General features: G+C 63.9%; 23 protein-coding genes. 10 read left to right on the forward strand and 13 right to left on the reverse strand.

Annotated features, from left to right (window positions below; all coding sequences use genetic code 11):
* Window positions 1-349 (reverse strand): cytidylyltransferase domain-containing protein (locus tag IG629_RS11690; RefSeq protein ID WP_193172192.1); only part of this gene is annotated, 349 nt, incomplete at its 3' end.
* Between the two features lie 266 nt (window positions 350-615).
* Between IG629_RS11690 and IG629_RS11695 the strand changes: the two genes are divergently transcribed.
* From IG629_RS11695 to IG629_RS11710, 4 genes are all read left to right on the forward strand, one after another.
* Window positions 616-1,212 carry a c-type cytochrome gene (locus IG629_RS11695; protein WP_193172130.1) on the forward strand — a complete coding sequence of 199 codons (597 nt, stop codon included), beginning with the start codon at window positions 616-618 and terminating at the stop codon, window positions 1,210-1,212.
* Window positions 1,213-1,282: 70 nt separating this feature from the next.
* Window positions 1,283-2,059 (forward strand): inositol monophosphatase family protein, encoded by a 777-nt coding sequence (locus IG629_RS11700; RefSeq protein ID WP_193172131.1) that lies wholly within the window; start codon window positions 1,283-1,285, stop codon window positions 2,057-2,059.
* Between the two features lie 353 nt (window positions 2,060-2,412).
* A complete protein-coding gene (locus IG629_RS11705; RefSeq protein WP_193172132.1) occupies window positions 2,413-3,372 on the forward strand; it encodes a hypothetical protein in 960 nt (319 codons plus the stop codon).
* 184 nt (window positions 3,373-3,556) lie between these two features.
* A complete protein-coding gene (locus tag IG629_RS11710; protein ID WP_193172133.1) occupies window positions 3,557-4,489 on the forward strand; it encodes a 2-hydroxyacid dehydrogenase in 933 nt (310 codons plus the stop codon).
* A 27-nt stretch (window positions 4,490-4,516) separates the two neighbouring features.
* On the opposite strand, the gene IG629_RS11715 is transcribed toward IG629_RS11710, so the two are convergent.
* Together IG629_RS11715 and IG629_RS11720 are read right to left on the reverse strand one after the other, a co-directional pair.
* Entirely contained in the window at window positions 4,517-4,879 is a 363-nt protein-coding gene (locus IG629_RS11715; protein ID WP_193172134.1) for a MarR family transcriptional regulator, read from the reverse strand.
* 127 nt (window positions 4,880-5,006) lie between these two features.
* Window positions 5,007-6,395: a leucyl aminopeptidase family protein gene (locus IG629_RS11720; protein ID WP_193172135.1), complete on the reverse strand. Its 1,389-nt coding sequence runs from the start codon at window positions 6,393-6,395 to the stop codon at window positions 5,007-5,009.
* Between the two features lie 171 nt (window positions 6,396-6,566).
* On the opposite strand from IG629_RS11720, the gene IG629_RS11725 reads away from it, so the two are divergent.
* Window positions 6,567-7,226, forward strand: coding sequence for a glutathione S-transferase family protein (locus tag IG629_RS11725; RefSeq protein WP_193172136.1), 660 nt, complete (start codon window positions 6,567-6,569; stop codon window positions 7,224-7,226).
* A 10-nt stretch (window positions 7,227-7,236) separates the two neighbouring features.
* Here IG629_RS11725 and IG629_RS11730 read toward each other — a convergent pair whose 3' ends face one another.
* From IG629_RS11730 to cobU, 3 genes are all read right to left on the reverse strand, one after another.
* Window positions 7,237-8,553: an MATE family efflux transporter gene (locus IG629_RS11730; protein ID WP_226886639.1), complete on the reverse strand. Its 1,317-nt coding sequence runs from the start codon at window positions 8,551-8,553 to the stop codon at window positions 7,237-7,239.
* Window positions 8,554-8,677: 124 nt separating this feature from the next.
* The gene (cbiB, locus tag IG629_RS11735) at window positions 8,678-9,655 is read right to left on the reverse strand and encodes an adenosylcobinamide-phosphate synthase CbiB (RefSeq protein ID WP_193172137.1); all 978 of its coding nucleotides are present in this window, start codon (window positions 9,653-9,655) and stop codon (window positions 8,678-8,680) included.
* Window positions 9,656-10,221: 566 nt separating this feature from the next.
* Window positions 10,222-10,752 (reverse strand): bifunctional adenosylcobinamide kinase/adenosylcobinamide-phosphate guanylyltransferase, encoded by a 531-nt coding sequence (gene cobU, locus IG629_RS11740; RefSeq protein WP_193172138.1) that lies wholly within the window; start codon window positions 10,750-10,752, stop codon window positions 10,222-10,224.
* 99 nt (window positions 10,753-10,851) lie between these two features.
* Here cobU and IG629_RS11745 point away from each other — a divergent pair, with 99 nt between their 5' ends.
* Window positions 10,852-11,055 (forward strand): hypothetical protein, encoded by a 204-nt coding sequence (locus IG629_RS11745; protein ID WP_028466028.1) that lies wholly within the window; start codon window positions 10,852-10,854, stop codon window positions 11,053-11,055.
* A 21-nt stretch (window positions 11,056-11,076) separates the two neighbouring features.
* Here IG629_RS11745 and IG629_RS11750 read toward each other — a convergent pair whose 3' ends face one another.
* A complete protein-coding gene (locus tag IG629_RS11750) occupies window positions 11,077-12,597 on the reverse strand; it encodes a gamma-glutamyltransferase family protein (RefSeq protein WP_193172139.1) in 1,521 nt (506 codons plus the stop codon).
* 222 nt (window positions 12,598-12,819) lie between these two features.
* Here IG629_RS11750 and IG629_RS22645 point away from each other — a divergent pair, with 222 nt between their 5' ends.
* Entirely contained in the window at window positions 12,820-13,818 is a 999-nt protein-coding gene (locus IG629_RS22645) for a 2-hydroxyacid dehydrogenase (RefSeq protein WP_193172140.1), read from the forward strand.
* A gap of 156 nt (window positions 13,819-13,974) precedes the next feature.
* Here the strand turns inward: IG629_RS22645 and IG629_RS11760 are convergent, their stop codons facing one another.
* Window positions 13,975-14,841 carry a LysR substrate-binding domain-containing protein gene (locus IG629_RS11760; protein WP_193172141.1) on the reverse strand — a complete coding sequence of 289 codons (867 nt, stop codon included), beginning with the start codon at window positions 14,839-14,841 and terminating at the stop codon, window positions 13,975-13,977.
* A gap of 146 nt (window positions 14,842-14,987) precedes the next feature.
* Here IG629_RS11760 and acdA point away from each other — a divergent pair, with 146 nt between their 5' ends.
* Together acdA and IG629_RS11770 are read left to right on the forward strand one after the other, a co-directional pair.
* Window positions 14,988-16,223 (forward strand): 3-sulfinopropanoyl-CoA desulfinase, encoded by a 1,236-nt coding sequence (acdA, locus tag IG629_RS11765; protein ID WP_193172142.1) that lies wholly within the window; start codon window positions 14,988-14,990, stop codon window positions 16,221-16,223.
* Window positions 16,224-16,260: 37 nt separating this feature from the next.
* Window positions 16,261-17,868 carry a thiamine pyrophosphate-binding protein gene (locus tag IG629_RS11770; RefSeq protein ID WP_193172143.1) on the forward strand — a complete coding sequence of 536 codons (1,608 nt, stop codon included), beginning with the start codon at window positions 16,261-16,263 and terminating at the stop codon, window positions 17,866-17,868.
* 251 nt (window positions 17,869-18,119) lie between these two features.
* Here the strand turns inward: IG629_RS11770 and IG629_RS11775 are convergent, their stop codons facing one another.
* From IG629_RS11775 to ftsE, 4 genes are all read right to left on the reverse strand, one after another.
* The gene (locus tag IG629_RS11775; protein WP_193172144.1) at window positions 18,120-20,450 is read right to left on the reverse strand and encodes an adenosylcobalamin-dependent ribonucleoside-diphosphate reductase; all 2,331 of its coding nucleotides are present in this window, start codon (window positions 20,448-20,450) and stop codon (window positions 18,120-18,122) included.
* A gap of 130 nt (window positions 20,451-20,580) precedes the next feature.
* On the reverse strand, window positions 20,581-21,240 hold the full coding sequence (locus IG629_RS11780) for a YdcF family protein (protein WP_193172145.1): 660 nt from the start codon (window positions 21,238-21,240) through the stop codon (window positions 20,581-20,583).
* Window positions 21,237-22,142, reverse strand: coding sequence for a cell division protein FtsX (locus IG629_RS11785; RefSeq protein WP_193172146.1), 906 nt, complete (start codon window positions 22,140-22,142; stop codon window positions 21,237-21,239). The genes IG629_RS11780 and IG629_RS11785 overlap by 4 nt, the downstream gene beginning before the upstream one ends.
* A 3-nt stretch (window positions 22,143-22,145) precedes the next feature.
* Entirely contained in the window at window positions 22,146-22,889 is a 744-nt protein-coding gene (ftsE, locus tag IG629_RS11790; RefSeq protein WP_193172147.1) for a cell division ATP-binding protein FtsE, read from the reverse strand.
* A 227-nt stretch (window positions 22,890-23,116) separates the two neighbouring features.
* Here ftsE and IG629_RS11795 point away from each other — a divergent pair, with 227 nt between their 5' ends.
* On the forward strand, window positions 23,117-23,941 hold the full coding sequence (locus IG629_RS11795) for a DUF3426 domain-containing protein (RefSeq protein ID WP_193172148.1): 825 nt from the start codon (window positions 23,117-23,119) through the stop codon (window positions 23,939-23,941).
* 34 nt (window positions 23,942-23,975) lie between these two features.
* On the opposite strand, the gene IG629_RS11800 is transcribed toward IG629_RS11795, so the two are convergent.
* The gene (locus IG629_RS11800; protein ID WP_193172149.1) at window positions 23,976-26,660 is read right to left on the reverse strand and encodes a TIGR02302 family protein; all 2,685 of its coding nucleotides are present in this window, start codon (window positions 26,658-26,660) and stop codon (window positions 23,976-23,978) included.
* Between the last annotated feature and the right edge of the window lie 76 nt (window positions 26,661-26,736).

Genomic DNA, 26,736 nt, shown 5'->3' on the forward strand with positions numbered 1-26,736 from the left:
GCACGGCGGGATCGAGCACCGGCAGGTCGCCCTGGATATTGACGATGGCGTCGTGTTTTGCGTCGGGGTCGAGCGTGCAGAGCGCCTCCCAGATCCGGTCGGAGCCGGAGGGATGGCCCGGGTCTGTCAGCACCGCCTCCCCGCCATGATCGCGGACGGCATCGGCGATCTCCTTCTCGGCGCAGGCAACGGCGACCCGTCCGAGATCGGCCTCTTCCGCCCGGCGCACCACATGCACGATCATCGGCAGACCGCCGATATCGGCGAGCGGCTTGTTCGGCAGCCGCTCAGACTTCATCCGGGCGGGGATCAGGACAATAGGATTAGAGGGTGTCGCGTTCGCGGCCATGTCAGTCTCGCTCTTCGTCTTTCCGTTCCCGCCGGGCGCCCCATTCTGCCATTTCTTGCGGCGAAATGTCGCGCGGCCAGGGCGCTCTGTCCGCATGCCGGTAAATGTCCGGACTTGCGTCTTAGAGGGCGGAACCTTATAGGAAACTGTTAAAGGACTGTCGCCTGCCGAATTTGGCGAAACGGTCCGGATGTGAGATAGCTGGGCCGCGCGGAGCCTTTCCGGGCACCGATGCGGCGGGAAACAAAGGCGGGACGAGGTTCGGCATGTCATCTTCTCTGGAATTCAACAAGCTGGCCGCGGGCGTTCTGTGTGGCGGATTGCTTCTGATGGGCGTCGGCAAATTCGCAGGCGTGCTGGTGCACCCCGAGCAGCTCGAAACCAATGCCTATACGGTCGAAGTCGCCGAAGGCGCCGCAACGGCCGCCGCGCCGACCGGACCCGCTCCGATCGAGCCGATCCTCGGCCTTCTCGCCAGCGCCGATGTGGCCAGCGGGCAGAAAGTCGCGAAGAAGTGCGCGGCCTGCCACAGCTTCGACAAGGGCGGCCCGAACAAGGTTGGCCCGAACCTCTTCAATGTCGTGATGGCCGCCAAGGGTCATGTTGACGGCTTCGCCTATTCCGATGCGCTCCTGTCCTCCGGCGAGACCGACAACTGGACCTACACGGCGCTGAACCACTTCCTGCTGAAGCCGAAGGATTATGCGCCGGGCACGAAGATGAACTTCGCCGGCATCAAGAAGGCTTCCCAGCGCGCGGACCTCGTTGCCTATCTCCGCTCTCTCGCGGACAGCCCGGCAGCGCTGCCGTCGGCCGAGGAAATCCAGGCTGCGGACGACGCGTTCAAAGCCGCTGGCGGCTGATCGCCAACCGGAATTCAGGATTGAGCCGGGCCCGGATGTGGCCCGGCTTTTTCATTTTGGGAGCAAGACTATGACCCGGCCCTCCACGACTGAGCTTGCCAGCTTCGCCGCCTCGCTCGCCGATGCCGCCCGCGGCGTCATCCGCCGCTATCACAATTTCGGCGTCAACATCGAAGCCAAGGCCGACGAGAGCCCGGTGACAGTGGCCGACCGTGGCGCGGAGCGGGTCATGCGCGCGCTGATCGAGGAACGCTTTCCGGAGCACGGCATCGCCGGCGAGGAATATGGCAAGGTCCGTGAGGATGCCGAATTCGTCTGGTCGCTCGACCCGATCGACGGCACCAAGGCCTTCATCACCGGCAGCCCCCGCTTCGGCACCCTGATCGGCCTGGTCGAAAACGGTGCGCCGGTCCTCGGCGTGATCGACATGCCCGTGCTGGACGAGCGCTGGATCGGCGGCCGGGACTACATGGCCCGCATGAACGGCTCCCCGGTCGAGGTCCGCGCCTGCCCGCAGCTCTCCGACGCCATTCTCGCCGCCACCTCACCCGCCATGTTCGAGGGCACCGAAGAGATCTACGCCAGGCTCTGCGCCGGAACGCGCTATCAGGTCTATGGCGGCGACTGCCACAATTTCGCGACCCTCGCCGGCGGCCATGTCGATCTCTGCGTCGAGGCCGGTCTGCAGGATTACGACTTCCTCGCCGTGGTCCCGGTCATCGAGGCCGCAGGCGGCATCGTCACCGACTGGGAAGGCAACCGCCCCGCCCCGGGCTCCACCAACCGCATCTGCGCCGCCGGCGACAAGCGCGTCCACGAAGCCGCCCTGAAGATCCTGAACGGCTGACACTGGTTTCTTTCCCTCTCTCTCTCTTCATCGTCATCCCGGCCGGAGAGCCGGGACCTGGTTGTCATAGAGCGCAGCCCGCCATCCTCTGGATCCCGGCCTTCGACGGGATGACAACCTTGGAACGTCACCTACCACCGTCACCCCGGCGCAGGCCGGGGTCCACAGATCAAAGAGCGGTGTCCGTCATCCATGGATCCCGTCCTTCGACGGGATGACGATGATGTTGTGCGTCTCCGCTACCGTCGAATGGACGCACCGTATATGGCCTCATATGTAAACGCGCTGAACTCTTAGGCGAATATCCGCAATTAACTATCGCGCGGAAAATTCTCCGCTGTATTCTTCTTTAAATGTCTATCCGCTATTGGTTGTACGCAATTGCACTTGGGGGATGCCTGATCTCTGGGCCGCTACGCGCCCAAGAGAAAGATTCGTCCGCCAGTCCAAGCCCACAGGTAGAAAAACAGCCCCTCGGGAAAGCGGATGACCATCCAGCCTTACCCGATCCGCTTGCTTTACCAGTTCGGATCATTCAGAGCGAGGAAGAGGTCGCGCATGAACGTAAGCGTGAAAGCAGCTCTGATGAGTACAAGGCAGCAGGCCTGGAGGCCCAAGAACGTTCCGCTGAAGCCGCGGAGAAAAGCGCTCAAGCCGCTGATTGGCAGATATACCTCACAGGCGTGCAGGCCATTTTTGCGCTCATCGGAACTGCCGGACTGATCTTCGCTCTGTGTTTGAGCCATAAGGCCAACAAGGCCGCTCTAAGAGCCGCGAAGGCCGCCGAAGAAACTGCCGCCATCACGCAAAACACCGCCAAGAAGCAACTTCAGGCTTACGTCTCCCTCGCCCCCGCTGGGTTCATCTACGACAAATACACTCAGAAGCCGATAATTCGCGTCGAGCAATCCAACACCGGGCAAACCCCAGCCCGGAACGTTCGCGCTTGGGGGATGGTCGACGCACTCGACTATCCGCTTCCCCCTGATTTCGTCTTCCCAGAACCCGAATTCGGAGATGCCGTCAATACAGTGAATCCGGGGCAAAGATTCTATATTCCGTACGAGTACAAAACGTCCGTGCCCGCAGGTGATATCAAATCTACGACCATCATCGCCGCCAACAGAGAGACTTCCAAAAGGTTCTATTTCATAGGAGTCGTCGAGTACGACGACATCTACGGCGAGACGAGGAGAAGAACTCAGGCTTGTTGGTCCATTAAGATTCAAGATGCCGACATGAAAGAGAGTCGCTGGGGGACGATTATCGAAACGCCATTCGACTTTACAGGCGACCACAACGACGCAGATTAGACACGCCGCCAGCACCGCGAACCTACGCATTGTCGTCTAGGTGCATTTGATATTTAATCCCGCTCTCGGGCCGCGATGACGGACTTGGGGGTTGGTCGGGTGAAATCACCCCTCCACCTTTGCCTCGGCCTCACTCCGTGCTAGGACCGAATTCCAGCCTTTTGAACAATTTCCGGAGAGTTCCATGCCCGCCGTTATGTTCCGGTCCACGAGCGATTCCGCGCCTGCCTGGGAAGAAATGCTGAAACAGCGGATTCCGGGGCTCGACTTCCGGTCCTGGCCGGATATCGGCAATCCGGAGGATATCGAGTTCGTGCTCGCCTGGAAGATGCCTCCGGGCACGCTTGATGGCATGCCGAACGTGAAATGCATCTGTTCCCTCGGTCAAGGTGTGGATCATATTTTCGCCGATCCCAATCTGCCGGAAGGTGCCCAGATCATGCGGCTGGTCGATCCCTGGATGTCCCAGGCGATGAGCGAGTGGGTGCTGCTGCATGTGCTGCGCTACCACCGTCAGGCACCGGAATATGAGGAGCTGCGGAAGAGCAAGACCTGGAAATCCCTGCCGGCGCCGGATACGGCGAGCCGGAAGGTCGGCATTCTCGGCCTCGGCGCGCTCGGCGCGGATGCCGCCTCCAAGATCGCCGCACTCGGGTTCGACACCGCCGGCTGGAGCCGGACGGAAAAGCAGATCGAGGGCGTGAAGAGCTATTACGGGGAAGACCAGCTGATGGATTTCCTGGCCCGGACCGAGATCCTCTGCTGCCTGCTGCCGCTGACCAAGGCGACCGAGGGCGTGATCAATGCCAAAACCCTGGCCGCGCTGCCCGAGGGTGCCTTCGTGATCAATTCAGGCCGCGGCGGTCATGTGGTCGAGGAGGATCTGCTGGCGGCACTGGATAGCGGCCATATCGCCCATGCGGCCCTCGACGTGTTCCGCACCGAGCCGCTGCCGCAGGACAGCCCGTTCTGGGAGCATCCGAAGGTCGATCTCTGGCCGCATGTCTCGGCCCAGACCAACCCGGTCAGCGCCGGGGACCAGGTCGCCGATGCGATCCGGAAAGTGTTCAGCGGCGAGACGCCGGACAATCTGGTCGATCCGAAAATTCAGTACTGAGCGGAATGCGGGGACAGGTGGCCGGCGTCAGTCGGCCGCTTCGGCCTCGAACCGGCTGCCGCGTGACGCGTCGACAACAAGGTCGCCGAACTCGGTCAGGAAGACCGAGCCTTTCACAGTCCGCTGCACCAGCACGCTGCGCCGGTCCGCCTCGTCCGGGCGGCGGCGCACGAAACCGTATTCGCCAAGACGATCAAGCGCCCGGGTAATGGCCGGTTTCGAAACGTTCAAAGCGGCGGCGAGCCCGCGCACCGTATGCGGCGGATTCTCGATATAGACGGTGAGCAGGACCGCCAGTTGCCGGGCGGTCAGGTCCGGCGTATCGCGCCGGACGCTTTCGACCAGGGCTTTGCGCCAAATGCCTAGGGCTTGTATCGAATCGACAGCCATATCCGGTACCAGCATAACCCTGTTTGTTACGAATTCGATTTGACAATACAGGGAGCAACCGCACCGCGCAACGAAAGATCGTTCGCAAAACGCGAATTTACTGTCAGCTAACCGTATTTACCGACCGTTAACCATAACGTTTGCGCAACATTTTATAAAAAGCCCGTATACCCATGACTTCCCCGCCTTCCGGGCGGCCCGGCCGGGACTTCAGGTTCCAGGCCATCACGTCGACATGAGCCCATCGTGTCTCCGACGAAACGAAGTGCTCCAGGAAAAGCGCCGCCGTGATCGCGCCGCCATATCCGCCCGATCCGGTACTGGAAAGATCGGCGTTCGGCGATTTCAGCATCTCCCGATAAGGCTTGTGCAGCGGCAGCCGCCAGAGCGCGTCCCGTGCCTCCAGCCCGCCTTCCAGGAGATCCGCGGCAAGGTCGTCATCGTTACAGAAAAGCGCGGGCAGGTCGGTGCCCAGCGCCACCCGGGCAGCGCCGGTCAGGGTGGCGAAATCGAGAATCATCTCCGGCTTTTCACTATCCGCTTCGGTCAGCGCGTCGGCCAGCACAAGGCGGCCTTCGGCATCCGTGTTGCCGACCTCGACGGTCAGTCCCTTGCGCGACGGCAGGATATCCATCGGCCGGAAGGCATTGCCGGAGATCGCATTCTCCACCGCCGGCACCAGCACCCGGAGCCGCACCGGCAGCTCCGCGTCCATGATCAGTTTGGCGAGCCCCAGCGCATGGGCCGACCCGCCCATATCCTTTTTCATCATCAGCATGCCCGCAGCGGGCTTGATGTCCAGACCGCCGCTGTCGAAGATCACGCCCTTGCCGACAATCGTCACCTTCGGATGGCTTTTCTTGCCCCAGCGGATATCGATCAGCCGCGGCGCCCGGTCGGCGGCCCGGCCGACGGCGTGGATCATCGGGAAATTCTCGGCCAGAAGCGCCTCGCCCTCGATGATCTCGATCTTCGCCTTGTAGCTCTTGGCGAGATCGGACGCCGCGTCTGCAAGCTCTTCCGGGCCGAGATCGTTGGCCGGCCGGTTGATCAGGTCGCGGGCAAGCCCAGTCGCCTCGGCAAGGCGGCGCACCTCGTCCTGATCGGCGCCGTCGGGCCAGACCAGCTCGGCCTTGAAGACGGTCTTTTCCTTGAACGTGTCGAACCGGTAATGCGCCAGCGCCCAGCCGGTCGCCGCGCTTGTTGCCGCCTCGGGCGACAGCTCCGCCTCAAGGTAATAGCGGCCCTTCGGCAGCACGGCCGGCAGCGGCGCCAGATCCCAGAGACCGCCTCCCGGCACCTCCTGCTCCTCCACACCGAACAGGACGCGCTCGAGCCCGCCATCGGCATCGGGCAGGAAGCAGGTCCCCCCCGGCGCTGCCGAAAACTCCGATTCGCCGATCCAGCGCGCGGTGCGGGCGTCCGCTGCTTTCCGCCATGCCGGCAAGGTGGCGGCGCTGACCGGGGTCAGCGGAATGGATTTCGGGGTCGCTTTTCCAACGAAACGGAACGGCATCGGGGGGCTCCAGTAAAAGAGACGGTGCTTTTGTTCTAGCCTGCACGGCAGACCCGCTCAAGCGAAGCCGCGATGGATCGCCCCAGCTCGGCGCCCTGTTGCATGTCAGAGGTTGCGCAGCAGGCTCCAGCCGGTTCAAATGGCGGCAACAAAGCTCGGAGGAAAACCGTTATGGCGCCGTACAGCCTCATCATTGGAAACAAGAACTATTCGTCCTGGTCAATGCGGCCGTGGCTGATGATGACCGCGTGCGACATCCCGTTCGAGGAAACAGTGATCGCGCTCGACACGCCGAACACGCGTCAGGAAATCCTGCGGCATTCGCCGTCCGGCTTTGTTCCGGTCCTGAAAGACGGCGAGCTGACGGTCTGGGACAGCCTATCTATCGGCGAGTATCTGGCCGAGAAGCATCCGGAAGCAGGGTTGTGGCCCGACGACCCGATCGCCCGCGCGCGGGCCCGGTCGGTCTCGGCGGAAATGCATTCCGGTTTCGGCGCCGTGCGCAAGAACATGCCGATGAATATCCGCTCCAGCTTCCCGGGGCATGGGCGCGCGCCCGGCGTGCAGGAAGACATCAACCGGATCTCTGCAATCTGGCGGAACCACCGGCGCCGGGTGACCAACCCCGACGACGGGCCGTTCCTTTTCGGCCGCTTTTCCATTGCCGACGCGATGTTCGCACCGGTGGTCTCCCGGTTCCGGACCTATGCTGTCGATCTGACGGATGAAGCCGCGGCCTATGCCGAGGCAATCTGGGACATGCCGGCGATGAAGGCCTGGGTGGAAGACGCCAGGAACGAGCCGATGGTGATCGACCGGCACGAACTCTAGGCCGCATGTATTACTCGGCGAGGCCGCGCTCCAGCCGCGGATAATACAGCGCCATGGCCCCTGCCCTGACCAGCAGGAACAGGCAATAGGCGGCCCAGAGCCCATGATTGCCGTACAGGTCGGTCAGCGGATATGCCGCCGCGACGAAGACCGCGAGGGCGATCAGCATGCCGTTCCGCATCTCCGCCCCGCGTGTTGCTCCGATGAACATTCCGTCGAGCTGGAAGGACCAGACCGCGACAAGCGGGATCGCCGCCGCCCATGGCAGATAGTCACGGGCGACGTCCCGCACGGTCTCGATGCTGGTCATCAGGTCGATGAAGAGAGTGCCGCCGGCGAAGAACAGCACCGTCATCAGGACGGCCAGAACGGCGGCGCCCTTGGTGGTGGCAATCACCGCCGCACGCAGTTGCACCCGCGACCGCCGTCCGATCGCCTCGCCCACCAGCGCCTCTGCGGCATGGGCATAACCGTCCAGGCCGTATCCTGCGACGCTTTTGAAGATCAGAAACACCGCATTGGCCGCCAACACCGTGTCCCCGAGCTTCGCGCTCTCGTTCATGAAGAAGGCGGAGGCCGTCAGCACCGCCAGCGTGCGGATGAAGATGTCCCGGTTCACCGCCATCATCGCCTTCAGGCGACGGACAGCCGCCAGCTCCCGAAGGCGCGGCAGGCGGACATCGCGCGGCGCCAGGCGCCAGACCAGCACGGCACCGACCAGAAGTCCGATATACTGGGCAATCACCGTCGCCAGCGCGACGCCTTCGATGCCCCAGTCGAGCCCCAGCACGAAGATCAGGTTCAGCACCACATTCACGGAGTTGATGACGACCTGCTGGATCAGCCCGCCGCGCATCGCCTGCATGCCGAACAGCCAGCCAAGAACCGAGAAATTGCACAAGGCCGCCGGTGCGGCCCAGACACGGATCATGAAATAGGACCGCGCCGCCTCCTCGACCTGCTCGCTGCCGTCGAGGATGGAGAAGGCAAAGTCAGCCATCGGCACAGTCAGGGCGAGGCAAATGCCGCCGAATAACAGCGACAGCAGCAAGGCCCGGCCGAGACTGGCCAGAACCTCCGTCCCGTCGCCCGCACCTTTCGCCTGAGCGACAAAGCCCGTGGTGCCCATGCGCAGGAAGCCGAAGCCCCAATAGATGTAATTGAACAAGAGGGTACCGAGCGCCACGCCGCCGATATAGAAGGCGGCATCCAGATGGCCGACCACGGCCGTATCCACCGCACCGACCAGAGGCACCGTCAGATTTGACAGCACGACGGGCCAGGCGAGGTTCCAGACCCGGCGGTTGATGGTCGGCTGGAGGGACATGGTTCGTGCTGCCTTCGATTGCTCGGGGTGGCGGGGTGTAATCCGGCCCCGACCATAAAGACAAGCCTGTCCGGCCGATCCGAATAAAATCGAACGGCGACCGGTCAGATCTGTCGAGATGGCTTCACGCGGCCAGAGCCAGCAAGCCCGCAACAAGGATCAACGCGCCGCAGGCCAGCCGGAACAGGGTAAGGGCCCGGCGGATATCGCCCATACCGGCATCCGCACCGCCCGCTCCCATCCAGGAGTCGTCGACAGTTTTGCCGCCATAGACGCGCGGTCCGGCAAGACGCACACCAAGAGCACCCGCCATCGCCGCCTCCGGCCAGCCCGCATTGGGCGAGCGGTGCAGACGGGCATCCCGCAGGGTCGCCCGGACCGAGGAATGGGCATCCGCACCGGGCGTCACAAATGCGGCAGCCCAGATCAGTGGGGCGGACAACCGGGCCGGGATCAGGTTCGCCAGATCGTCCAGCCGGGCGGAAGCCCAGCCGAATTCCAGATACCGGGCATTCTTGTGGCCGATCATGCTGTCGGCGGTGTTCAACGCCTTGTAGGCAAGCAGTCCCGGCAGACCGCCGATCAGGTACCAGAAAGCCGGCGCCACCACGCCGTCGGAGAAATTCTCCGCCGCTGTCTCTATGGCCGCCCGGCTGACACCGTCCTCGTCCAGTTGCTCCGGATCGCGCCCGACGATCATCGAAACCGCCCGGCGGGCGCCCGGCAAACCATCTGTCGCGAAGGCGCGGGCCACTGCGGCGACATGATCGTACAGGCTTTTCTGCGCCAGAAAGACGGACGCTATCGCCGCTTCCAGCAGCCATCCGTAGCTTACGAAAGAAACAAGGCGATGCAGCAGCCAGCCAATGAGCGCGGCGACGGCAAGCAGCAATACGGCCAGCAGGACACCATCCCGGCGGCGGGCCGCATCGCCTGCCTCGGGCCGGTTCCAGCGGGTCTCGCCCCAGCCGATCAGGTTGCCGAACAGGACTACCGGGTGCGGCAGCCTGCTCCACAGGGCGGGGGGATCGCCGATCAGCGCGTCAAACACCAGCGCAAGGCAGAGAATGCCAGCCGTGCTCTGCAATGCCGCTTCGATCATGTCTGCCCGTTCCCGCCGGTTTTCAGGTTCACGCCGACTGACACCATTTCAGGCGCCGTTTCCAGAGAATTCTAACAGTGGAAGATAGTGTGGAGCGCGCCTGAATCTCGCACTCACGAGACAAAAAAGTGGCCCGGTCATGACGACCGGGCCATTTCGATTCAAGTGAGTTCTCACAAGGAGAATCGGCTAAGGGACTCACCACATACGACTCTACGCCTTCCGATTTTAATTTACAATACGTAAACACATATCGTTTAATTAGTTAAATCGTCTCCTCATTTACGTTTGAAAGGTTTGCTGATGGGACGGCGCTATTTCACACGCAGACGGCACGCCATAAAGGCCAGCCGTCTCTGGGTCAGGAGCACGACGTGGATTGCCGCGCCGTGCCTTATGTCATGGCTGGCTTACAAAGCTGTCACGCATGGGACGCTGGATCTTGCCGCGGTCGTCGTGATTGCCGTTTTGGCTGCTATTTATCTGGTGTCGGTCCTGCGCGTGCGCGGATTGTCCGGAGAATGGACCTTTTTCTGAGACGGCCGCCCTTTGGGCCAACTGCCCCGTCAGCTTCCCTTTACCTGAACCGGAAGTCCGGCAACGACCAGGGTCACCCTGTCTGCGATCGCCGCAATGCGCTGGTTGAGACGCCCCGCATGATCGCGGAAGGCGCGGGCGAGTTTGTTCTCCGGCACGATGCCGAACCCGACCTCATTGGCGACCAGCACCACTTCGCCTGATGACGCGCTGACGGCCGCACATAGCCGCTCAATCTCCGCATCCACATCCGCGTCGGCAAGAAGATGGTTCGTCAGCCACAGGGTCAGGCAATCGACGAGCAGAGCTTGGCCGGGCACTGCTTCCCGCCGCAAAACCGCCGCTAGGTCTTTTGGCTCCTCAATCGTCTGCCAGCCGTCTGCCGCACGGTCCGCCCGATGCTGCGCAATGCGGGCCTTCATCTCGTCATCATGCGCATCGGCCGTCGCGACATAGATCCGGGCGCCCTCACGCGCCTTGCACAAGCTCTCGGCATAACGGCTCTTGCCGGAACGGGCGCCGCCCAGTACCAAGGTCACCAATCCGCTGCTCTGCGTCATTCCGGCTGTTCCTCATTCGGCTGTCCCGCACGCACGGAGCAGAGTACACTTCGGCAAGCCCTGGTCATACCCGGGCAGGTCGGCAAACAGGAGCAAGATATGCCACAAGACGATCTCACCATGAGCGCACAACTGCTTCTGGAATCTGTCGAAGAAGAAAATGCCGACCTGCATGAAGCATGGGAACAGCTTGAGCGCATTCTCAACACCATGCGTGCCGAAGGCCTGCAGCCTCCGGAAGACCTTCTGAAGCTGGAAGAACGCATGAAAGCCGATTTCGCGGCGGCCAGCAAAAACGCCTGACGCGGAAGACCGGTCCGGTCGCTAGCGCACCATCCCCGAGGCCCTGGCCCGGGGATCGCCGACGGCGGCGGCCGTACCGTCATCATTCACCGCAACCGCCTGCACCGAGGCCAGCATCGGGTCCCGGCCCGGGCTCAGCTTGAGCTGCAGGTTGCGCGCCTCCGCAATGCCGGCGACGGTCTCCTCAAGCTCGGCATCCGCCAGAAGTGTCTCGGTTTCCGCATGTAGCCGGGCGCGGCCAACCGCGTCCGGCAAGCTGTCGCCGAGCACCAGGCTGTTGAACAACACCTGCATGATCGATGTCGGAATCCGGGTCGAGCCGGAAGCACCGATCGCCATGCGCACCTTGCCATCCCGGAACATCAGGCTCGGCATCATGCTGGAGACAGGGCGCTTGCCGCCGACCACCTCGTTCGGGTTTCCGGGCCACGGGCTGAACAGCATCATCTGGTTGTTCAGCAGGATACCGGTCCCGGGCAGTACCACGCCGGAATGGTTGTTGTTGGAATAGGTGATGCAGGCCGCATTCCCTTCCCGGTCGATCACGGCGAGGCTTGTCGTCTCGCTCGACTCACCGGAAGCAACCTTCACGAATGCCGGATCGCCATAACCGGCCGCCCGCTTCCGGAACATCTCGAGCATCGCGCCCGCCAGCAGGTCGTAATGCGCGCCGTCCGTGACGCTTTCGCCCTCCAGCGCCGCCAGTCCGGCGAAAACCAGCCCGCCCGATGACGGCGGCGGCATGGTCGCAACGTCATGCCCCTTGAACCGTGCGGTCGCAGGCGCCCGCCAGATCGCCTCGTAACTTTCGAGATCGGCGCGGTTGAGAAAGCCGTCATGGGCCTCCATCTCCGCCAGCAGCCGGTCCGCGAGGGCGCCTTTGTAGAAACAGTCCGGCCCGTCTTTCGCGATCATCCGGAGGGACTGGCCATATTCCGGGTTGGCCATCGCTTCCCCTGCCCGGTAGAGGCTGCCATCCGGCTTCAGCAACAGTTTGCGCGTTGCTTCGGTAAGGCTCAGCAGTGCTTCCGTGCGGGCCATGCGCAGGGCCGCCTTGTGCCCGACCTTGAAACCGCTTTCCGCCAGCCTGATCGCCGGCTCCAGCACGTCGGCCATCGCCAGCTTGCCGAATTTCGCCTGCGCCTCGCCGAGCCCGCGCACCGAGCCCGGGACCGCAACCGAGCGATGGCCGCGCTCATTCTCGCGGCCCTTCACCCGGACGATATAAGCGTTGTCAGTATCCATGGAGGGATAGAGATCGTACCGCGCCGTCATCGGGGCCACGCCGAGGAAATCGACGGACTCCGTCTTTCCGCTGGCCGCATCGTGCAGGATCATGAAACCGCCGGCGCCGATGCCGGAATCGAGCGGCTCCACCGTGCCCATGACATAAGCTGCCGCAACCGCCGCATCGATGGCGTTACCACCGGCCTCAAGGATATCCAGCGCCGCCCGGGACGCATCGGCATTGCCGCACGCCGCCGCACCTGCTTTTGGCGTGCCTTGTTGCCATGTCGTGATGCTCGGTTCCCGCTCGGCCATGTCGTCCTCTGGATGGATAATCTTGGAAGCGCGCGAGTGTGATCTATTCCGGCGCGCCCTGCACTCGAATATTGCGGTATGCAGAATATACGTTCCAGCATTGATCGCACAGCTCGCCGACAATCGTGCAAGCACCGGCTCTTGCCCGCCGCCCTTCACCGGTCTATGTCGGACCTTGGCCCCGCGCCGCTTTCATGATCCGCGCCGAGAAAGAGATATCCCGTGTCGAAGACCCATCGCCTGCTCCTGACCCAGCCGAAAGGCAGCCCGCGCTACGAGATGCTGAAGAACAATCTGGAAACGGATTGGGAAATCGAAACCTGGTCGAAGGATGACGGCGAGGACGCCTTCCGCGAGCGGATTGCAGATGTAGAGGTGCTGGTCGGCGGCGGCGTGCCGGATCTGCCGCAGGGCATTCCGCTGAAACTGTTCCAGATCCCCTTCACCGGCTATGACTGGACCGGGCCGGAGAAGATTCCGGCAGGCACTGTGTTCTGCAACACCTTCGAGCACGAGACCACGATCGCCGAGCACGTGCTGGCCGGCATGCTGGAATTCCAGACCGGCCTGATGCGCGAGACCCATCCGATGATGAAGGAAAAATCCTTCAACGGCCGGGACATCTCGAAGGGCCCGATGCATCGCGAGATGCGCGGCGCCACCGTCGGCATCGTCGGCTACGGTCATATCGGCCGCGAAGTCGCCAAGCGCTGCAAGGCCTTCGACATGGCCGTCATGGCGCTGTCCCGCACCAAGCGGGACGAGCCGGATCTGGTCGACTGGTACGGCACCCTCGACGACATGGACACGCTGCTGGCGGAGAGCGATTTCGTCATTGTCACGGCGCCGCTGAACGACGACACGCGCAGCATGATCAATGCCGAAGCCTTCGGGAAAATGAAGTCGGACGCGGTGATCTGCAATGTCGGGCGCGGGGCGGTGGTCGACGAGGCCGCGCTATACGAAGCGCTGTCGAGCAAGCAGATCCGGGGCGGCATCATCGATGTCTGGTACACCTACCCGTCGAAGAAAGACCCCAATCCCTGGCCGTCCAAGTTCCCGTTCCAGAAGCTCGACAACATCATCATGTCGCCGCACAACTCGGCCTGGAGCAACGAGATGGCCAACCGCCGCTGGGCCTTCGTCGCCGCCAACCTCGACCGGTTCGCCCGTGGCGAAGAGCTGCAGAACTTCTGCTTCGAGGGCACACGCCAGGGCTGACCCAAGACCTTATCCCAGACCATAAATCGGCCGGGCACGTGACCCGGCCGAACCTGGCCTCGGCCCAGCTGTAGCCGTCCTTTATCTGCTCTTCATTGTCCGCATACCCGAAATACTGGGTATGGATGATGATTTATGTGTTGTTATAAAATCACATCAACGCAAGCCGGTTAATGCCTCGACAAGGACGGCGGTGAGCGTGGCCCGGGTTGAGGCATGCCGTTCGACAACAATGACCCGGCGGGTCGTAACGGGGTCTCCGAATGGCAAGACCCGGATTCCCTCACGTCTCTCCGGATCAAGCGCATAGGCAGGCACCACTGCGACGCCGAGCCCGCCGGACACCATTTCGATGATCGGCTCGATCGCATCCAGCTCCATCGCCTCATCCACGGCCAGCGCGCGATCGCGCAAGGCATGCTCGATGATCCGGCCGACGCCGGTGCGCCGGTTGAAACGGATGAAGGGATGGCGTGTCAGCAATTCCGCATCCGTCACGCCAGAAAGCCCCGACGGCGCGATCACGGAAAGCGGCTCCTCGAAAATCAGGTGGTCCTTCAGTTCCGGAGGCAGACGATCCGGCGCCGTCAGAATGGCGGCATCCAGCTCCCCATGCGCAACCCGCCCCAGCAGGCCCGCGGAAAGGCCGCTTTCGATCCGCACCCGCAGATCCGGATATTGCTCATGCAGGCTTGTCAGTGCGCCGGGAAGAATGCCGGTACTGGCGGTCTGGATCACGCCGAGCCGGAGCGTGCCTGCGACATGCCCGTCCGGCTGCACAGACTGTTTCAGGTCCTCGTACTGGGTCAGGATCGCCCGCGCCTTCGGGATCAGCGCGGTGCCCCGGTCGTTCAGCACCGGCGGGCGGCGGGACCGGTCGAACAGATCCGCGCCCAGCTCCTGCTCCAGATTGCGCATCTGCATGCTGACGGCGGACTGGGCGAGCCCGAGCCTGTCGGCAGCGGCGGCGAAACTACCGCGCGCGGCGACTTCGAGGAAAATCTGCAGTCGGCGAAAGGACATCGGCTTTTCTTCACTATTTCTGATTTTAAGTATCAGAAATATGCGCTTGCCTGAAGTTATTCCCGGCCACAGACTTCACGGACCTGTGAAAGGCGCGTGAGATCCGCGCTCAGCAAAAAACAAGAACACCCGCGTGAGGAAACGCCATGTTTTTCGACCTGACCCCGGACCAGAAAGACCTGCAGGCCCGCGCCCGCGCGCTGGCGGCAGACGTGATCGCCCCGCGCGCCGCCGAGGTGGATCGCAGCGAGCAATATCCGTGGGACAACATCAAAGCGCTGACCGACGCCGGCTTCATGGGCATGACCGTGCCGAAAGAGTACGGCGGGCCGGGCCGTTCCTATCTCGACACCGTGCTGGTGATCGAGGAGATGGCGGCGGCCTGCGGTGTCACCGGGCGCATCGTGGTCGAGGGCAATATGGGCGCAATCTCCGCGATCATGACCTACGGCACCGAGGAGCAGAAGAAACTCGGCGCCGAACATGTTCTGTCCGGCGACAAGCTGGCGATCTGCATCACAGAGCCGGATGCGGGCAGTGCCGCGACCCTGATGACCACCCGGGCCGACAAGCGCGGCGATACCTATGTGCTGAACGGCAAGAAGCACTGGATCACCGGTGGCGGCGTCTCCCGCCTGCACCTGATCTTCGCCCGCGTGTTCGACGAGGACGGCACCGAGCTTGGCATCGGCGGCTTCCTGGCCGACAAGGACAAGGCGAGCGGCCTGATAATCGGCACCCGCGAGCCGACCATGGGCCTGCGCGGCATTCCGGAAACGGAAGTGATCTTCGAGGATCTGGAAATCCCCGCCTCCATGGCACTGCTGCCGCCAAGCGGCTTCAAACGCGGCTTCGCCGACCTGATGAGCGCCTATAACGCCCAGCGCGTCGGCGCCGGAACCGTGGGCATGGGGATCGCCGCCGGAGCCTACCGGCACGCCCTCGCCTTCGCCGGGGAGCGCGAACAGTTCGGCCGCCCGATTGCCGAGTTCCAGGGCCTGCAATGGATGCTGGCGGATATGTCCGTGCAGCTCGAGGCGGCCCGTTCCCTGATCTACCGGGCGGCAGCCAGTGCGGAAGGCCCGAGCGCTCCGTTCCCGGACGCGACGCTCGCGGCGCAGGCCAAGATCATGGCGTCCGAAATGGCCATCAAGGTGACCACGGACGCCCTGCAGGTGTTCGGCGCGCGCGGCTATTCCCGGAACTATCCGATGGAACGGATGCAGCGGGACGCCCGCATGTTCACGATTGGCGGAGGCACCGCGCAGATCTTGCGCACCGTCGTTGCCTCCCGCATCCTTGAGCGGAAACTGCCGCAGACCCGCGATGGCCACCAGCGGCTCGCCGAAAAACAGGCCGCCATGCGCCTCGCCGCCGAATAGTCTCTTCAGACTGGCCCCGTCAGACAGGAACAGCCCCATGCGTATTGCCGATGTGATTGCCCGCCGCCTGTACGAGGCGGGGGTCCGCTATGCCTTTGGCGTGCCGGGGGGCGAGGTGCTGACCCTTGTGGATGCGCTGGAGAAGGCCGGGATCAGGTTTCTGCTGGCCAAGCATGAGAATGCCGCCGGGTTCATGGCGGAAGGCGTCTGGCACATGACCGGCGCGCCGGGCGTGCTGGTCTGCACCGTCGGTCCGGGCGCGGCAAACGCTGTCAACGTCACCGCCAATGCGGAGCAGGACCGGGTGCCGCTGATCGTGCTGACCGGCTGCGTCGATGCGGGTGAGGCCGTCACCTACAATCATCAGGTCTTCGACCACACGGCGGTTTTCGGGCCGGTCTGCAAGGCCAGCGTCACCATGCCCGAAAAGAATGCGGACGCGCTGATCGACAAGCTGGTGCGCCTCGCCATGGCGGACCGGCCGGGCCCCGTGCATATCGACCTCCCCATCGCCGTCGCCGCGAAGCAAGCCGAGGATAAGGCCCCGGTAAGACGCCCCGCGCCGCAACCCTCCGCTCCCGCGCCGGGAGACGCGCTGGACGCCGCCCGCGCCGCGCTGGCAAAGGCCGAACGGCCGCTGATCGTCGCCGGGCTGGATGTGGTCAATCAGGATGCCGCCGACACACTTGCGGATTTCGCCCGGAAATTCGGCGCCCCCGTGATCGCCAGCTACAAGGCGAAAGGCGTGCTGGCGGAAGACGATCCGCTCTCCCTCGGCGGTGCCGGCCTGTCTCCGCTTGCGGACACGCATCTGAAACCGGTGATCGAGGCGGCGGATTTCATCCTCCTCGCGGGCTATGATCCGATCGAAATGCGCCCCGGCTGGCAGAACCTGTGGGATCCGGTGGAGAAGACGGTCGTCGAGCTGCTGGCCGCACCCGAATACTCCTACATGCATGACGCCAGCATGACCTTCCACGCCCATGTCGGCGAAAGCCTGAAGGCCATCGGTGACGGCGTTGAGCCACGCATCACCTGGCCCGGCACCGTCATCGCCGACACCCGTTCCGCCCTCGCCGGTGCCTTCGGCCAGAACGAGGCCTGGGGCCCCGCCGCCATCACCACCACCGTCCGCGCCAACACCCCGCGCGACGCGGTGCTGACCGTCGATAGCGGCGCCCACCGCATTCTCGCCAGCCAGGTCTGGGAAGCACAGGTGCCGCACGCGGTCCTGCAATCCACCGGCCTCTGCACCATGGGCTGCGCCCTCCCCCTCGCCACCGGCGCCAAACTCGCCGCCCCCGACCGGGCCGTGGTTGCCTTTACCGGCGACGGCGGGCTGGAGATGGTGCTGGGCGAGCTGGTGACGCTGCGGGACCTGAAACTACCGGTGATCATGGTGGTCTTCGTCGACGCCTCGCTGGCGCTGATCGAAAAGAAGCAGCGGGAAATGAAATACGGCAATGCCGGGGTGGATATGCAGGAGACCGATTTCGTCGCCATCGCCGAAGCGCTCGGCGGCATTGGCATCTGGTGCGAAGACCGGGAAACGCTGGCCTCCGCAATCAGAACGGGCCTCGCCACCGACACCTTCACCCTCTGCGCCTGCCGCATCGACCGGCAAAGCTACGACGGCCGGATTTAACCCCGCTCCCCCTCGTCATCCCGACGAAGGTCGGGATCCACGATCATGGTGCAGCGTCCGTCATCCATGGATCCCGGATCGGGTCCGGGATGACGGTGGAGAGGGTGCTTGTCCGTCCTCACCCAATTCGTCATCCCCACGCAAGTGGGGACCCAGGGGAGCACGGATCTCGCCCTATGATCTCTGGGTCCCCGCTTTCGCGGGAATGACAGTGGAGGTTTGGGAAGAAGCGGAGTGAGAGCGCTAGCCCCTCACCCGCATTTCGAATAGCCGCAGCTCGTGCAGAGATCGCAGCCTTCCTGCTTCATCAGGGAGACGGAGCCGCAGGTCGGGCACTGAGCCGGAATCGGGCCGCCGGCTAGCGGGCCGTCATTGACGACCTTTTTCTTGCCGCCGAAATCCATTTCCAGCGTGTCCGGGTCCTTCAGGAAGCCGATATCCTGCAAGTGCTGCTCAATCACGCCACCAATGGCCGCGAGCAGGGAGGGCACGTATTTGCCGCCCATCCAGCAGCCGCCGCGCGGATCGAACACCGCTTTCAGCTCCTCGACCACGAAGGAGACGTCGCCGCCGCGCCGGAACACCGCGCTGATCATCCGGGTGAGCGCCACGGTCCAGGCGTAATGCTCCATGTTCTTGGAATTGATGAAGACCTCGAACGGGCGGCGGTGGCCGGTCTGCATCACGTCGTTGATGGTGATGTAGATGGCGTGATCGCTCTCCGGCCACTTGATCTTGTAGGTCTTGCCCGGCAGCTCTTCCGGCCGGCCCAGCGGCTCGGTCATATAGACCACATCGGGGTTCGCCGCGGGGTCTGTCGTGACCGGGGCGGTTGCCGCTTCCTCGTTGGTGTTGGCGGGAGCCGGTGAGGCCTCTTCCTTCTTCTCGTCGGAGACGCTCAGTACCGAGCCGGTGATCTCGTTCGGCCGGTAGGTCGTGCAGCCCTTGCAGCCCTGCTCGTAGGCCGAGAGATAGACGTCCTTGAAATCCTCGAAGGAGATATCGACCGGCACGTTGATGGTCTTGGAGATCGAGCTGTCGATATATTTCTGCACCGCAGCCTGCATCGCCACATGGTCTTTCGGCGTCAGGGTCTGGACACTGACGAAGGCGTCCGTCAGCTCCGCGTCGTCGCCCTTCAGATGCTTGTACATCCGGTAGGCGTAATCCGAGACTTCCTCGGTCTTGCGGCTGCCGTCCGGCATCAGCACGGTGCGGTTATAGGCATAGCTGAAGACCGGCTCGAGACCCGAGGACACATTGTCCGCGACCAGAGAGATGGTCCCGGTCGGCGCGATGGAGGTCAGCAGCGCGTTGCGGATGCCGTGCTCCCGGATCAGATCCTGCACGTCCTGGTCCAGCTCTTTCACCGATTCGCTGGCCAGATACTTGTCCGCGTCGAACAGCGGGAACGCGCCCTTCTCCTTCGCCAGATCGACCGAGGCGAGATAGGAGTGACGGCGCAGCGCGGCCATCCATTTCTCCGTCATCGCCACCGCTTCCGGTGAGCCATAACGCAGCCCGCAGAAGATCAGGGCGTCGGCCAGGCCCGTAACACCGAGACCGATGCGGCGCTTGGCCTGTGCCTCGTGCGCCTGTTCCGGCAGCGGGAATTTCGAGGTGTCGACCACATTGTCCATCATCCGGACGGCGAGCGGCACCACGCGGGCCAGCTCGTCCAGATCCAGCTCCGCATTCTCCTCGAACGGGTTCTTCACGAAGCGGGCGAGGTTGATGGAGCCGAGCAGGCAGGCGCCATAGGGCGGCAAAGGCTGCTCGCCGCACGGGTTGGTGGCGGCGATGGTCTCGCAGTAATGCAGGTTGTTCCGCTTGTTGATGCGGTCGATGAAGATCACGCCCGGCTCGGCATAGGCGTAGGTCGCGGCCATGATCTTGTCCCAGAGATCGCGCGCCTGCACGGTCTTGAAGACGGTGCCGTCGAAGACGAGATCCCACGGGTCGTCCTGCTTCACCGCTTCCATGAACGGATCGGTGGCGAGGACGGAGAGGTTGAACATACGCAGCCGGGCCGGGTCCCGCTTCGCCTCGATGAAGGCTTCCACGTCCGGATGGTCGCAGCGCAGCGTCGCCATCATGGCGCCGCGGCGGGAGCCCGCGCTCATGATGGTGCGGCACATGGCGTCCCAGACATCCATGAAGGAGAGCGGGCCGGACGCATCCGCCGCCACCCCGTGCACCCGCGCGCCGCGCGGCCGGATGGTGGAGAAATCGTAGCCGATACCGCCGCCCTGCTGCATGGTCAGGGCCGCTTCCTTCAGGCCCTCGAAGATCCCGGCCATGTTGTCCGGAACCGTTCCCATGACGAAACAGTTGAAGAGCGTGACCTGACGCCCGGTGCCGGCGCCGGCGAAAATCCGGCCAGCGGGCAGATAGCGGAAATCGGCGAGCGCGGTATAGAACTTCTCCGCCCAGGCTTCCTGATCGGTCTCGACCTCGGCGAGAGCGCGCGCGACGCGCTGCCAGCTCTCCTCGATGGTGCGGTCGACAGGCTCGCCGTCGGCGGTCTTCAGGCGGTACTTCATGTCCCAAATCTGCTGGGAAACCGGGGCGATTGAAGTCATTCCGGGCTCGTCCGTTCTATCTCGTCAAACACTATATATAGCCGCGCGCTATCGGGAGGACGCTATATATATGCACCTTGGTCGCGTGTCTATCCTGTCACGCCGAAAGAGCAGCATAACACGAGAACCCTCATCCGGGCATCATCGATGCCAGCGTCACCCGCAGCCAGGCAGCCTGGTACTTGACGTATTCCGACAGAATCAGAAAGCGCGACTGCGGCGATTTCCACCATTCGGCAAGGCCCGGATCGGCCGGGCGCACCGGATACTCGCTGATCTCGATATCCGGCATCGCTGCCCGGAACTCGATTCGCGAGCGGGCCATATGATAATTCGAGGTCACGAGGATCATCGAGCGATAGCCGCCCGCGTCCATCCAGCCGGCCGCCTCCTCGGCATTGCCGATAGTATCGTGGGCGCCGTATCCGAGCGCCACACAGCAGGCCATCGTCTCCGCATCGACGGCGACACCGCTCTCCGCCATGGCGGCGCGGAATTCGGACGGGCTGACGATATCGTTGACCCCGGTGACCAGTAACTCCTTCGCATGCCCTTCAAGCAACAGGGAGACCGCAACGGGAATTCTCCGGCTCCCGCCTGTCAGCACGACGATGGCATCCGCCTCCGGCGCGGCACGCGGTGCATCCGACGGCATGGCGGCAAGGAACCAGAAGAAGCCGCCGACCCACAGGCCGCCTGCCACAACGGCCACGCTCAGGATGCCGACAAGCCACCCCCTGAGCGGACCCGCCTTCCAGTTCCGGCCGTCCTGCCGGCTCTCGGTGCTCACGGGTTCATCTTTCGGAGCGCGCCCAGCACGGAAAGCCGCGCGGCAATCCAGGCGACAAAGGCGACCAGCATCGGCGCGGACGCAATCAGGACCCATTCGACAATGCCGGCAGGCAGCCCGCCGAGCAGGGTCGGGATCAGGTTTGCGCTATCCACCGCCTCCGGCTCCAGCGCGGCGGCGACACCGGCCAGCGTCGCAACCGCAAGAAAGCCGCCGACCAGACCGCCCCGCAGCGCCATCTTCAGGACATGGGCCTGGAATTCGGAGGCAATGTAACCGTCACGGGCACCGATCAGGTGCAGGATCGAGATGACTTCGCGATGGATCGAGACCGAGGTGCGGACGGCGAAGATCACGGCGACCACTGATGCCCCCATGACCAGCGCCAGCACCGTCAGGCCAAGCGCCTCGACTGCCCGGGTCAGCTTCGCCACATGGCTCATCCACTGGGTATGGGCCTCGACCATGGCGCCGGGAAAGAGTTCGCCGAGCCGGGATTCGAACTGTTCCAGATCGACCTCCGGCGGTGCGGCGAAATGCAGATCGAACAGGCGCGGCAACGGCAGGTCCGCCGCCAGCTCGGCACCGAGCCAGGGCGCCAGCAACTCGGCGCTGCGGGACGTATCGACCCGGACCAGCCGGAGTATGCCCGGCAACTGCCGCATCATCCGTTCGGCCTGACTCAGTCGCGGGGCATCGCTGCCCTCGGTGACCGCGGCCGGAATCTGTACTGTGACCACGCTGCCAAGGGCGAAATCCCAGCGTGCGGCGAGCTGATGGGAGATCACCGCGCCGACCGAGGCGAGCACGGCGAAGTAACACATGATCCCGAGCAGCCAGGGCAGGTAGCGGGCGGATGGGTCGTGCGACAGCGGAATGTCGCCGCGGGTCATCAGGGCCATGCCTCAGCCCCCACGGCGCTGCTGGCTGGAGGCGGCCGCGCCGGCGGCAGAGCCGACCGGACGTGGCGCACTGCGCCGGCTACCCGGCCCGCGAACACGGGTCACGCGCCCGCCATCGACATTGAGACAGGGATGATCAAAGCGCTCCACCAGCGCCCTGTTATGGGTCGCGATCAGCACCGTGGTGCCCATCTTGTGCAGTTCCTCGAAGAGATAGAGCAGCCGGACGGCCACGCCGTCATCGACATTGCCTGTCGGCTCGTCGGCGAGCAAGAGCTGCGGCCGGCCGATCACGGCGCGGGCGATGGCCACGCGCTGCTGCTGTCCGCCGGACAGAGTATGTGGCAAGGCATCGAAATGGCCGGAGAGGCCGACCCATTCGAGCAACTCGGGGACATATTCGCGGATCGCCGATTCGCGCGCTCCGGCGATGCGCAGCGGCAGCGCGACATTGTCCAGCGCGCTCAGATGCGGGATCAGCCGGAAGTCCTGAAAGACGATGCCGATACGGCGGCGCAGCGCCGGAATCCCCTCCCGTCCGATGGTAGCCGCGTTCTGGCCGAACAGGGACAACCGGCCGCGTGACGGCTTGAGGCCGAGATACATCAGCTTCAGCAGGCTCGATTTTCCGGCACCGCTCGCCCCGGTGATGAACTGGAACGAGCTTTCCTCGACCGCGAAATTGACGTCGCTGAGGATCGCCGGGCTCCCGGGATAGCGGAGCTCCACCTTGTCAAACTGGATCACGGCGCGGCGCGCCTCCCTCTCCCAGATACCGGGCCCCTGACACCGGACGAGCCCGCAAATACGGTTTCGCGAGATTTTCCGGTTGCTCAAGCCCCCATGATTTCAGATCGTCAGCTTCATTGAAAGCATTGGCATGCAAAGCCCGACTATCGAAAGCGTGGCGGACAGTAGGCGCGCGTGTCGGCTTTGCCTATAGTGGCCGGACCGTCAGTGGACAACAGGATCACATGAAACTCACCTGTCCCGAATGTAGCCAGTCCTTCAGCGTACCGGACAACGCGATCGGCCCCAAGGGCCGCAAGCTCCGGTGCAGCAAGTGCAGCCACGAGTGGCATCAGACACTGGAAATGCTGGAAGAAAAAAAGGCGCCGAAGCCTGCCGCTAAACCTGCCGCGGCCAAGCCTGCCGCCGAACCCGACACGCCCGACGGCGAAGATGAAGAGGTCGTCCCGTTCGGACGCTTCGGCAGCGGCGAAGCCGATCCCGACGTGGAACCCGCCTTCGTAAACGACGAACAGCAAGAAGATCAGGAAGGCGTATTCGGCGCCCCCCCGATTCCGCGCGGCCGCATGCCGCTCTCCCGCCCGCCGAAGCGCCGCCGCAAGGGGCTTGTCGCCGCTGTTGCGGGTATCGGCGTTCTGGTCGTGCTCGCCATTCTGTTCGGCGCACGGGGCTCTCTGGTCGCCGCCTGGCCGCCGATCGACCGGCTTTACGCTTCCATCGGGCTCGGCGTTCCGGTGATCGGCGAGGAGCTGGTGATCCAGAATGTCGCCGTCTGGCGCAAGGCGGACGGCTCGATCGAGCTGCTGGTCATCAAGGGAGAGGTCCGCAACCCGACAGAGCAGATGCAGACTGTACCGACGCTGGCCGGCAAGCTCACCGGCAGCCAGGGCGACGTCATGCAGGAATGGCTGTTCCGGGCGGAAAACCAGGTCATGCTGCCGGGCGAGAAGACCAACTTCGAATACGAGCTGCCGCAACCCGGCGCCGATGCGGCGGAGGTGACCATTACCTTTTCAGAACGAGCTCTCGGCGGCGGTCTTGGATATTAAAGTGGGCTCGGTTACTAAATTATACCGACCCGGGTCAGAACCGCTTCAGCAGGCGCTCGATATAATCCAGCTCAAGGCTCGGTCGGGACCGGTCACCTGAACGCTCCCGCAGCTCGTCGAAAATCCGCCGGGCCCGCTGGATATCGCTTTCCGTCGGGATCTCGACATCGTTGTTGTCGTTGAAACCATACCCGGTGCGCCGGCGGTTCAGGGGATCGCCGTCTTCGGTTTCAAAATCATCCTCTTCGGCACTCTGCGCGTTCGGGTTTTCCTGACCCTGACCATTCGCCATCTCACGCAAGGCTTCGTTCAGGGATTCTGCGCCCTGCTGCATCTGGCCAAGCGCATCGCCCTGCGGCCCAACGGCCTGCCCCGGCGCGTTCTCGCCAAGCGCCTCGGTCGCGTCGCGCATGGATTGCTCCGCATCGCCGAAGCCTTCCGGGATCTGCCCGAGACCCTCGCCAACCTTGCGCATGAACTCGCCGAGCTGCTTGCGCAGCTGTTCCTGCATTTCCGCAAGCTCCGCCGCCAGCTCCTCGGCCGTCATCTGACCGTCGCCCTGACCGGGTGACTGCCCGGGCTGCTGCTGGCCGTTCTGACCCGGTTGTTGGCCGGGACGTTGCCCCGGCTGCTGACCTGGCTGCTGCCCCCGCCGGGACTGTTGCTGGCCTTGCTGACCCGGTTGCTGGCCACGCTGGCGCTGGTGCTGCTGGAAGGTCCGGTCCATCAGGTCGCGCTGCTGCTGTGACAGATCCTTCAGCTGACGCATCATTTCCTGCAGTGCCTGCTGCTGCGGCGACATTTGCTGCTGCTGCATGCCCATCCGCAGGTTTTCCATCATCTGCTGGAGCTGCGACAGCATCTGCCGGGCCGCGTCGCGGGCGCCGGTCTTCGCCATGTCCCGCATCTGATCCAGCATCTTCATCAGATCTTCGCGGCGCAGCATCTGGTTCGGGTCGATCTGCTGGCGCTGCATCTGATCGCCGCGCTGGGCCTGCTTCATCATCTGCTCGGCCATCGCCTGGAGATACTCGTCGATCGCTTTCTGCATTTCCTGCATCAGGCGTTCGATCTCCTCATCGCTGGCATCGCCGGCCAGCGCCTCCTGCAGCTTGCGCTCGATATCGCGCAGCTTGCGCATGGCGGTGGAAACCTCGCCATCCTCAATCCGCAATGCGATGTCCCAGAGCAAACTCTGCAGCGCCTCGAGACCGTCCCCTTCCGGCGCTTTGAAATAGAGCCTGTTCGCCGCCGTTTTCAGGCCGAGAAAGACGACAATATCGTGGAAATAGCGGCCCGGCCGGGCGGCGAGCGTCAGCAGGATTTCCGAAATATCGATGCGCTCTTCCGGCTCGGTTACCAGACGCTTGCGCTGACCGATCACGGCAATCGCCACCGGATGATTGAAGACCCGCTCCGGCAGCACCATCTCGACCGGCGCGCTTGTTCCGGCCTGATCGAGGTCGTCCGACGCCTCGAGCGTGATGCGGACCGGTTGTCCCGCCCAGGGATGCGGGGTCAGGTCGCTGAAACTGCGACCGGTGATCTCCTTCCGCTCGCCGGCAACCACCGGCATGGCGATCTCGATGGGCTTCTCATCGGTGATGCCGTCATCCCCGACGCGATGGATCAGCGCCCGGACCCGGGCCACGCCATAATCGTCTTCCGCTTCATAACGCAGGATCAGGGCCTGCCGTTCAGAGGCGGCCGGCGGCTCCATGAAATCGACGGACGGGACAAGATCCGGCAGCACATTGATGCGCCATTGGGCGAGCGCCTCATCGTCCTGCATCACGGCAAGCCGGGTACCGCGGGCAATGGGAGTCTGTATCTGATGGCTTTCGGGGGCGATGGTCTCGAAGCTGACCCGCTCCGACGTGCCTTGCGACATGCCTTCCGCTGTCTTGTCGGCAGTGCCCGCAAGAGCGCCGTCCTCAATGATCAGCTCGGGTGTCTCCTCGCCGCCATTGACGGTCGCCAGGAAACGGCTGCCGACCGGGATGGCAACGGTCCCCGGGTCTGACGGAACCTCCTCTGACGTCTCTTCCGTCCGGATCGAGGCCGAGCGGGAGAGCAGGATCGGGGCCATGCCCGTGTAATCCGGCGGGCTGACCCAGACATCCGCGAGCGAGGACGGCGCAGCTCCCGCGCCCCGCAGCTCAGGCGTGACCGCAGCGCGCAGGCGCTCGCCCGGGTTCTGCCAGCCCGCGACCAGCCCAATGAAGAGAATCAGTCCGACGAGGGAACGCAGGCCGAACGGGTCGAGCCGCGTCGCAACCGGCTCCGGACTGCCAACATGGACCTGGCGACGGACATCGCCCAGCCGCTTCAGATGGGCCTGCCAAAGGGCGGCTTCCGTCCTGCCGCCGCCGGCGACCGCGTCGCTCAGGGCCGAGAGAGGCCGGTGCCGCAAACCCGACCAGCTTTCCAGCCGGCGCAGGATCTGGCTTTCGTCCGGCCAGGAGAACGCGATGATTGCGCGCCGGAATGTCCAGAGGAAGAGCACGAGCACGATGGCGAGAAAACCCGCCTGCAGCCAGCCGCCACTGATCTGTCCCAGTGCCTGGGGCAGTTCGATCAGGGAAAATCCAAGGAACAGCCCAAGCAGGGCGAGCGGCCAGCGGAAGGCCGGGAAAAACCTTTCCCACGCCAGCACAAGGCCGGTCGTCCATACCTTTAAACGGTAGGAGAATGAAGCCGTCTGGGCATCGTCACGCATGCAAAGACCCATCCCCGGCATAGCGCCGTGTCATCAGGGACGGATCCCGACCGCCTCCCCCGCTGGCTTAACCACC

Source organism: Nisaea nitritireducens (genome assembly GCF_014904795.1).
GTDB lineage: Bacteria > Pseudomonadota > Alphaproteobacteria > Thalassobaculales > Thalassobaculaceae > Nisaea > Nisaea nitritireducens.

Coding starts and splice junctions, on each gene's coding strand:
- IG629_RS11695 (WP_193172130.1), top strand. CDS start 616: ATGTCATCTTCTCTGGAATTCAACAAGCTGGCCGCGGGCGTTCTGTGT.
- IG629_RS11700 (WP_193172131.1), top strand. CDS start 1,283: ATGACCCGGCCCTCCACGACTGAGCTTGCCAGCTTCGCCGCCTCGCTC.
- IG629_RS11705 (WP_193172132.1), top strand. CDS start 2,413: ATGTCTATCCGCTATTGGTTGTACGCAATTGCACTTGGGGGATGCCTG.
- IG629_RS11710 (WP_193172133.1), top strand. CDS start 3,557: ATGCCCGCCGTTATGTTCCGGTCCACGAGCGATTCCGCGCCTGCCTGG.
- IG629_RS11715 (WP_193172134.1), bottom strand. CDS start 4,879: ATGGCTGTCGATTCGATACAAGCCCTAGGCATTTGGCGCAAAGCCCTG.
- IG629_RS11720 (WP_193172135.1), bottom strand. CDS start 6,395: ATGCCGTTCCGTTTCGTTGGAAAAGCGACCCCGAAATCCATTCCGCTG.
- IG629_RS11725 (WP_193172136.1), top strand. CDS start 6,567: ATGGCGCCGTACAGCCTCATCATTGGAAACAAGAACTATTCGTCCTGG.
- IG629_RS11730 (WP_226886639.1), bottom strand. CDS start 8,553: ATGTCCCTCCAGCCGACCATCAACCGCCGGGTCTGGAACCTCGCCTGG.
- cbiB (WP_193172137.1), bottom strand. CDS start 9,655: ATGATCGAAGCGGCATTGCAGAGCACGGCTGGCATTCTCTGCCTTGCG.
- cobU (WP_193172138.1), bottom strand. CDS start 10,752: ATGACGCAGAGCAGCGGATTGGTGACCTTGGTACTGGGCGGCGCCCGT.
- IG629_RS11745 (WP_028466028.1), top strand. CDS start 10,852: ATGCCACAAGACGATCTCACCATGAGCGCACAACTGCTTCTGGAATCT.
- IG629_RS11750 (WP_193172139.1), bottom strand. CDS start 12,597: ATGGCCGAGCGGGAACCGAGCATCACGACATGGCAACAAGGCACGCCA.
- IG629_RS11760 (WP_193172141.1), bottom strand. CDS start 14,841: ATGTCCTTTCGCCGACTGCAGATTTTCCTCGAAGTCGCCGCGCGCGGT.
- acdA (WP_193172142.1), top strand. CDS start 14,988: ATGTTTTTCGACCTGACCCCGGACCAGAAAGACCTGCAGGCCCGCGCC.
- IG629_RS11770 (WP_193172143.1), top strand. CDS start 16,261: ATGCGTATTGCCGATGTGATTGCCCGCCGCCTGTACGAGGCGGGGGTC.
- IG629_RS11775 (WP_193172144.1), bottom strand. CDS start 20,450: ATGACTTCAATCGCCCCGGTTTCCCAGCAGATTTGGGACATGAAGTAC.
- IG629_RS11785 (WP_193172146.1), bottom strand. CDS start 22,142: ATGGCCCTGATGACCCGCGGCGACATTCCGCTGTCGCACGACCCATCC.
- IG629_RS11795 (WP_193172148.1), top strand. CDS start 23,117: ATGAAACTCACCTGTCCCGAATGTAGCCAGTCCTTCAGCGTACCGGAC.
- IG629_RS11800 (WP_193172149.1), bottom strand. CDS start 26,660: ATGCGTGACGATGCCCAGACGGCTTCATTCTCCTACCGTTTAAAGGTA.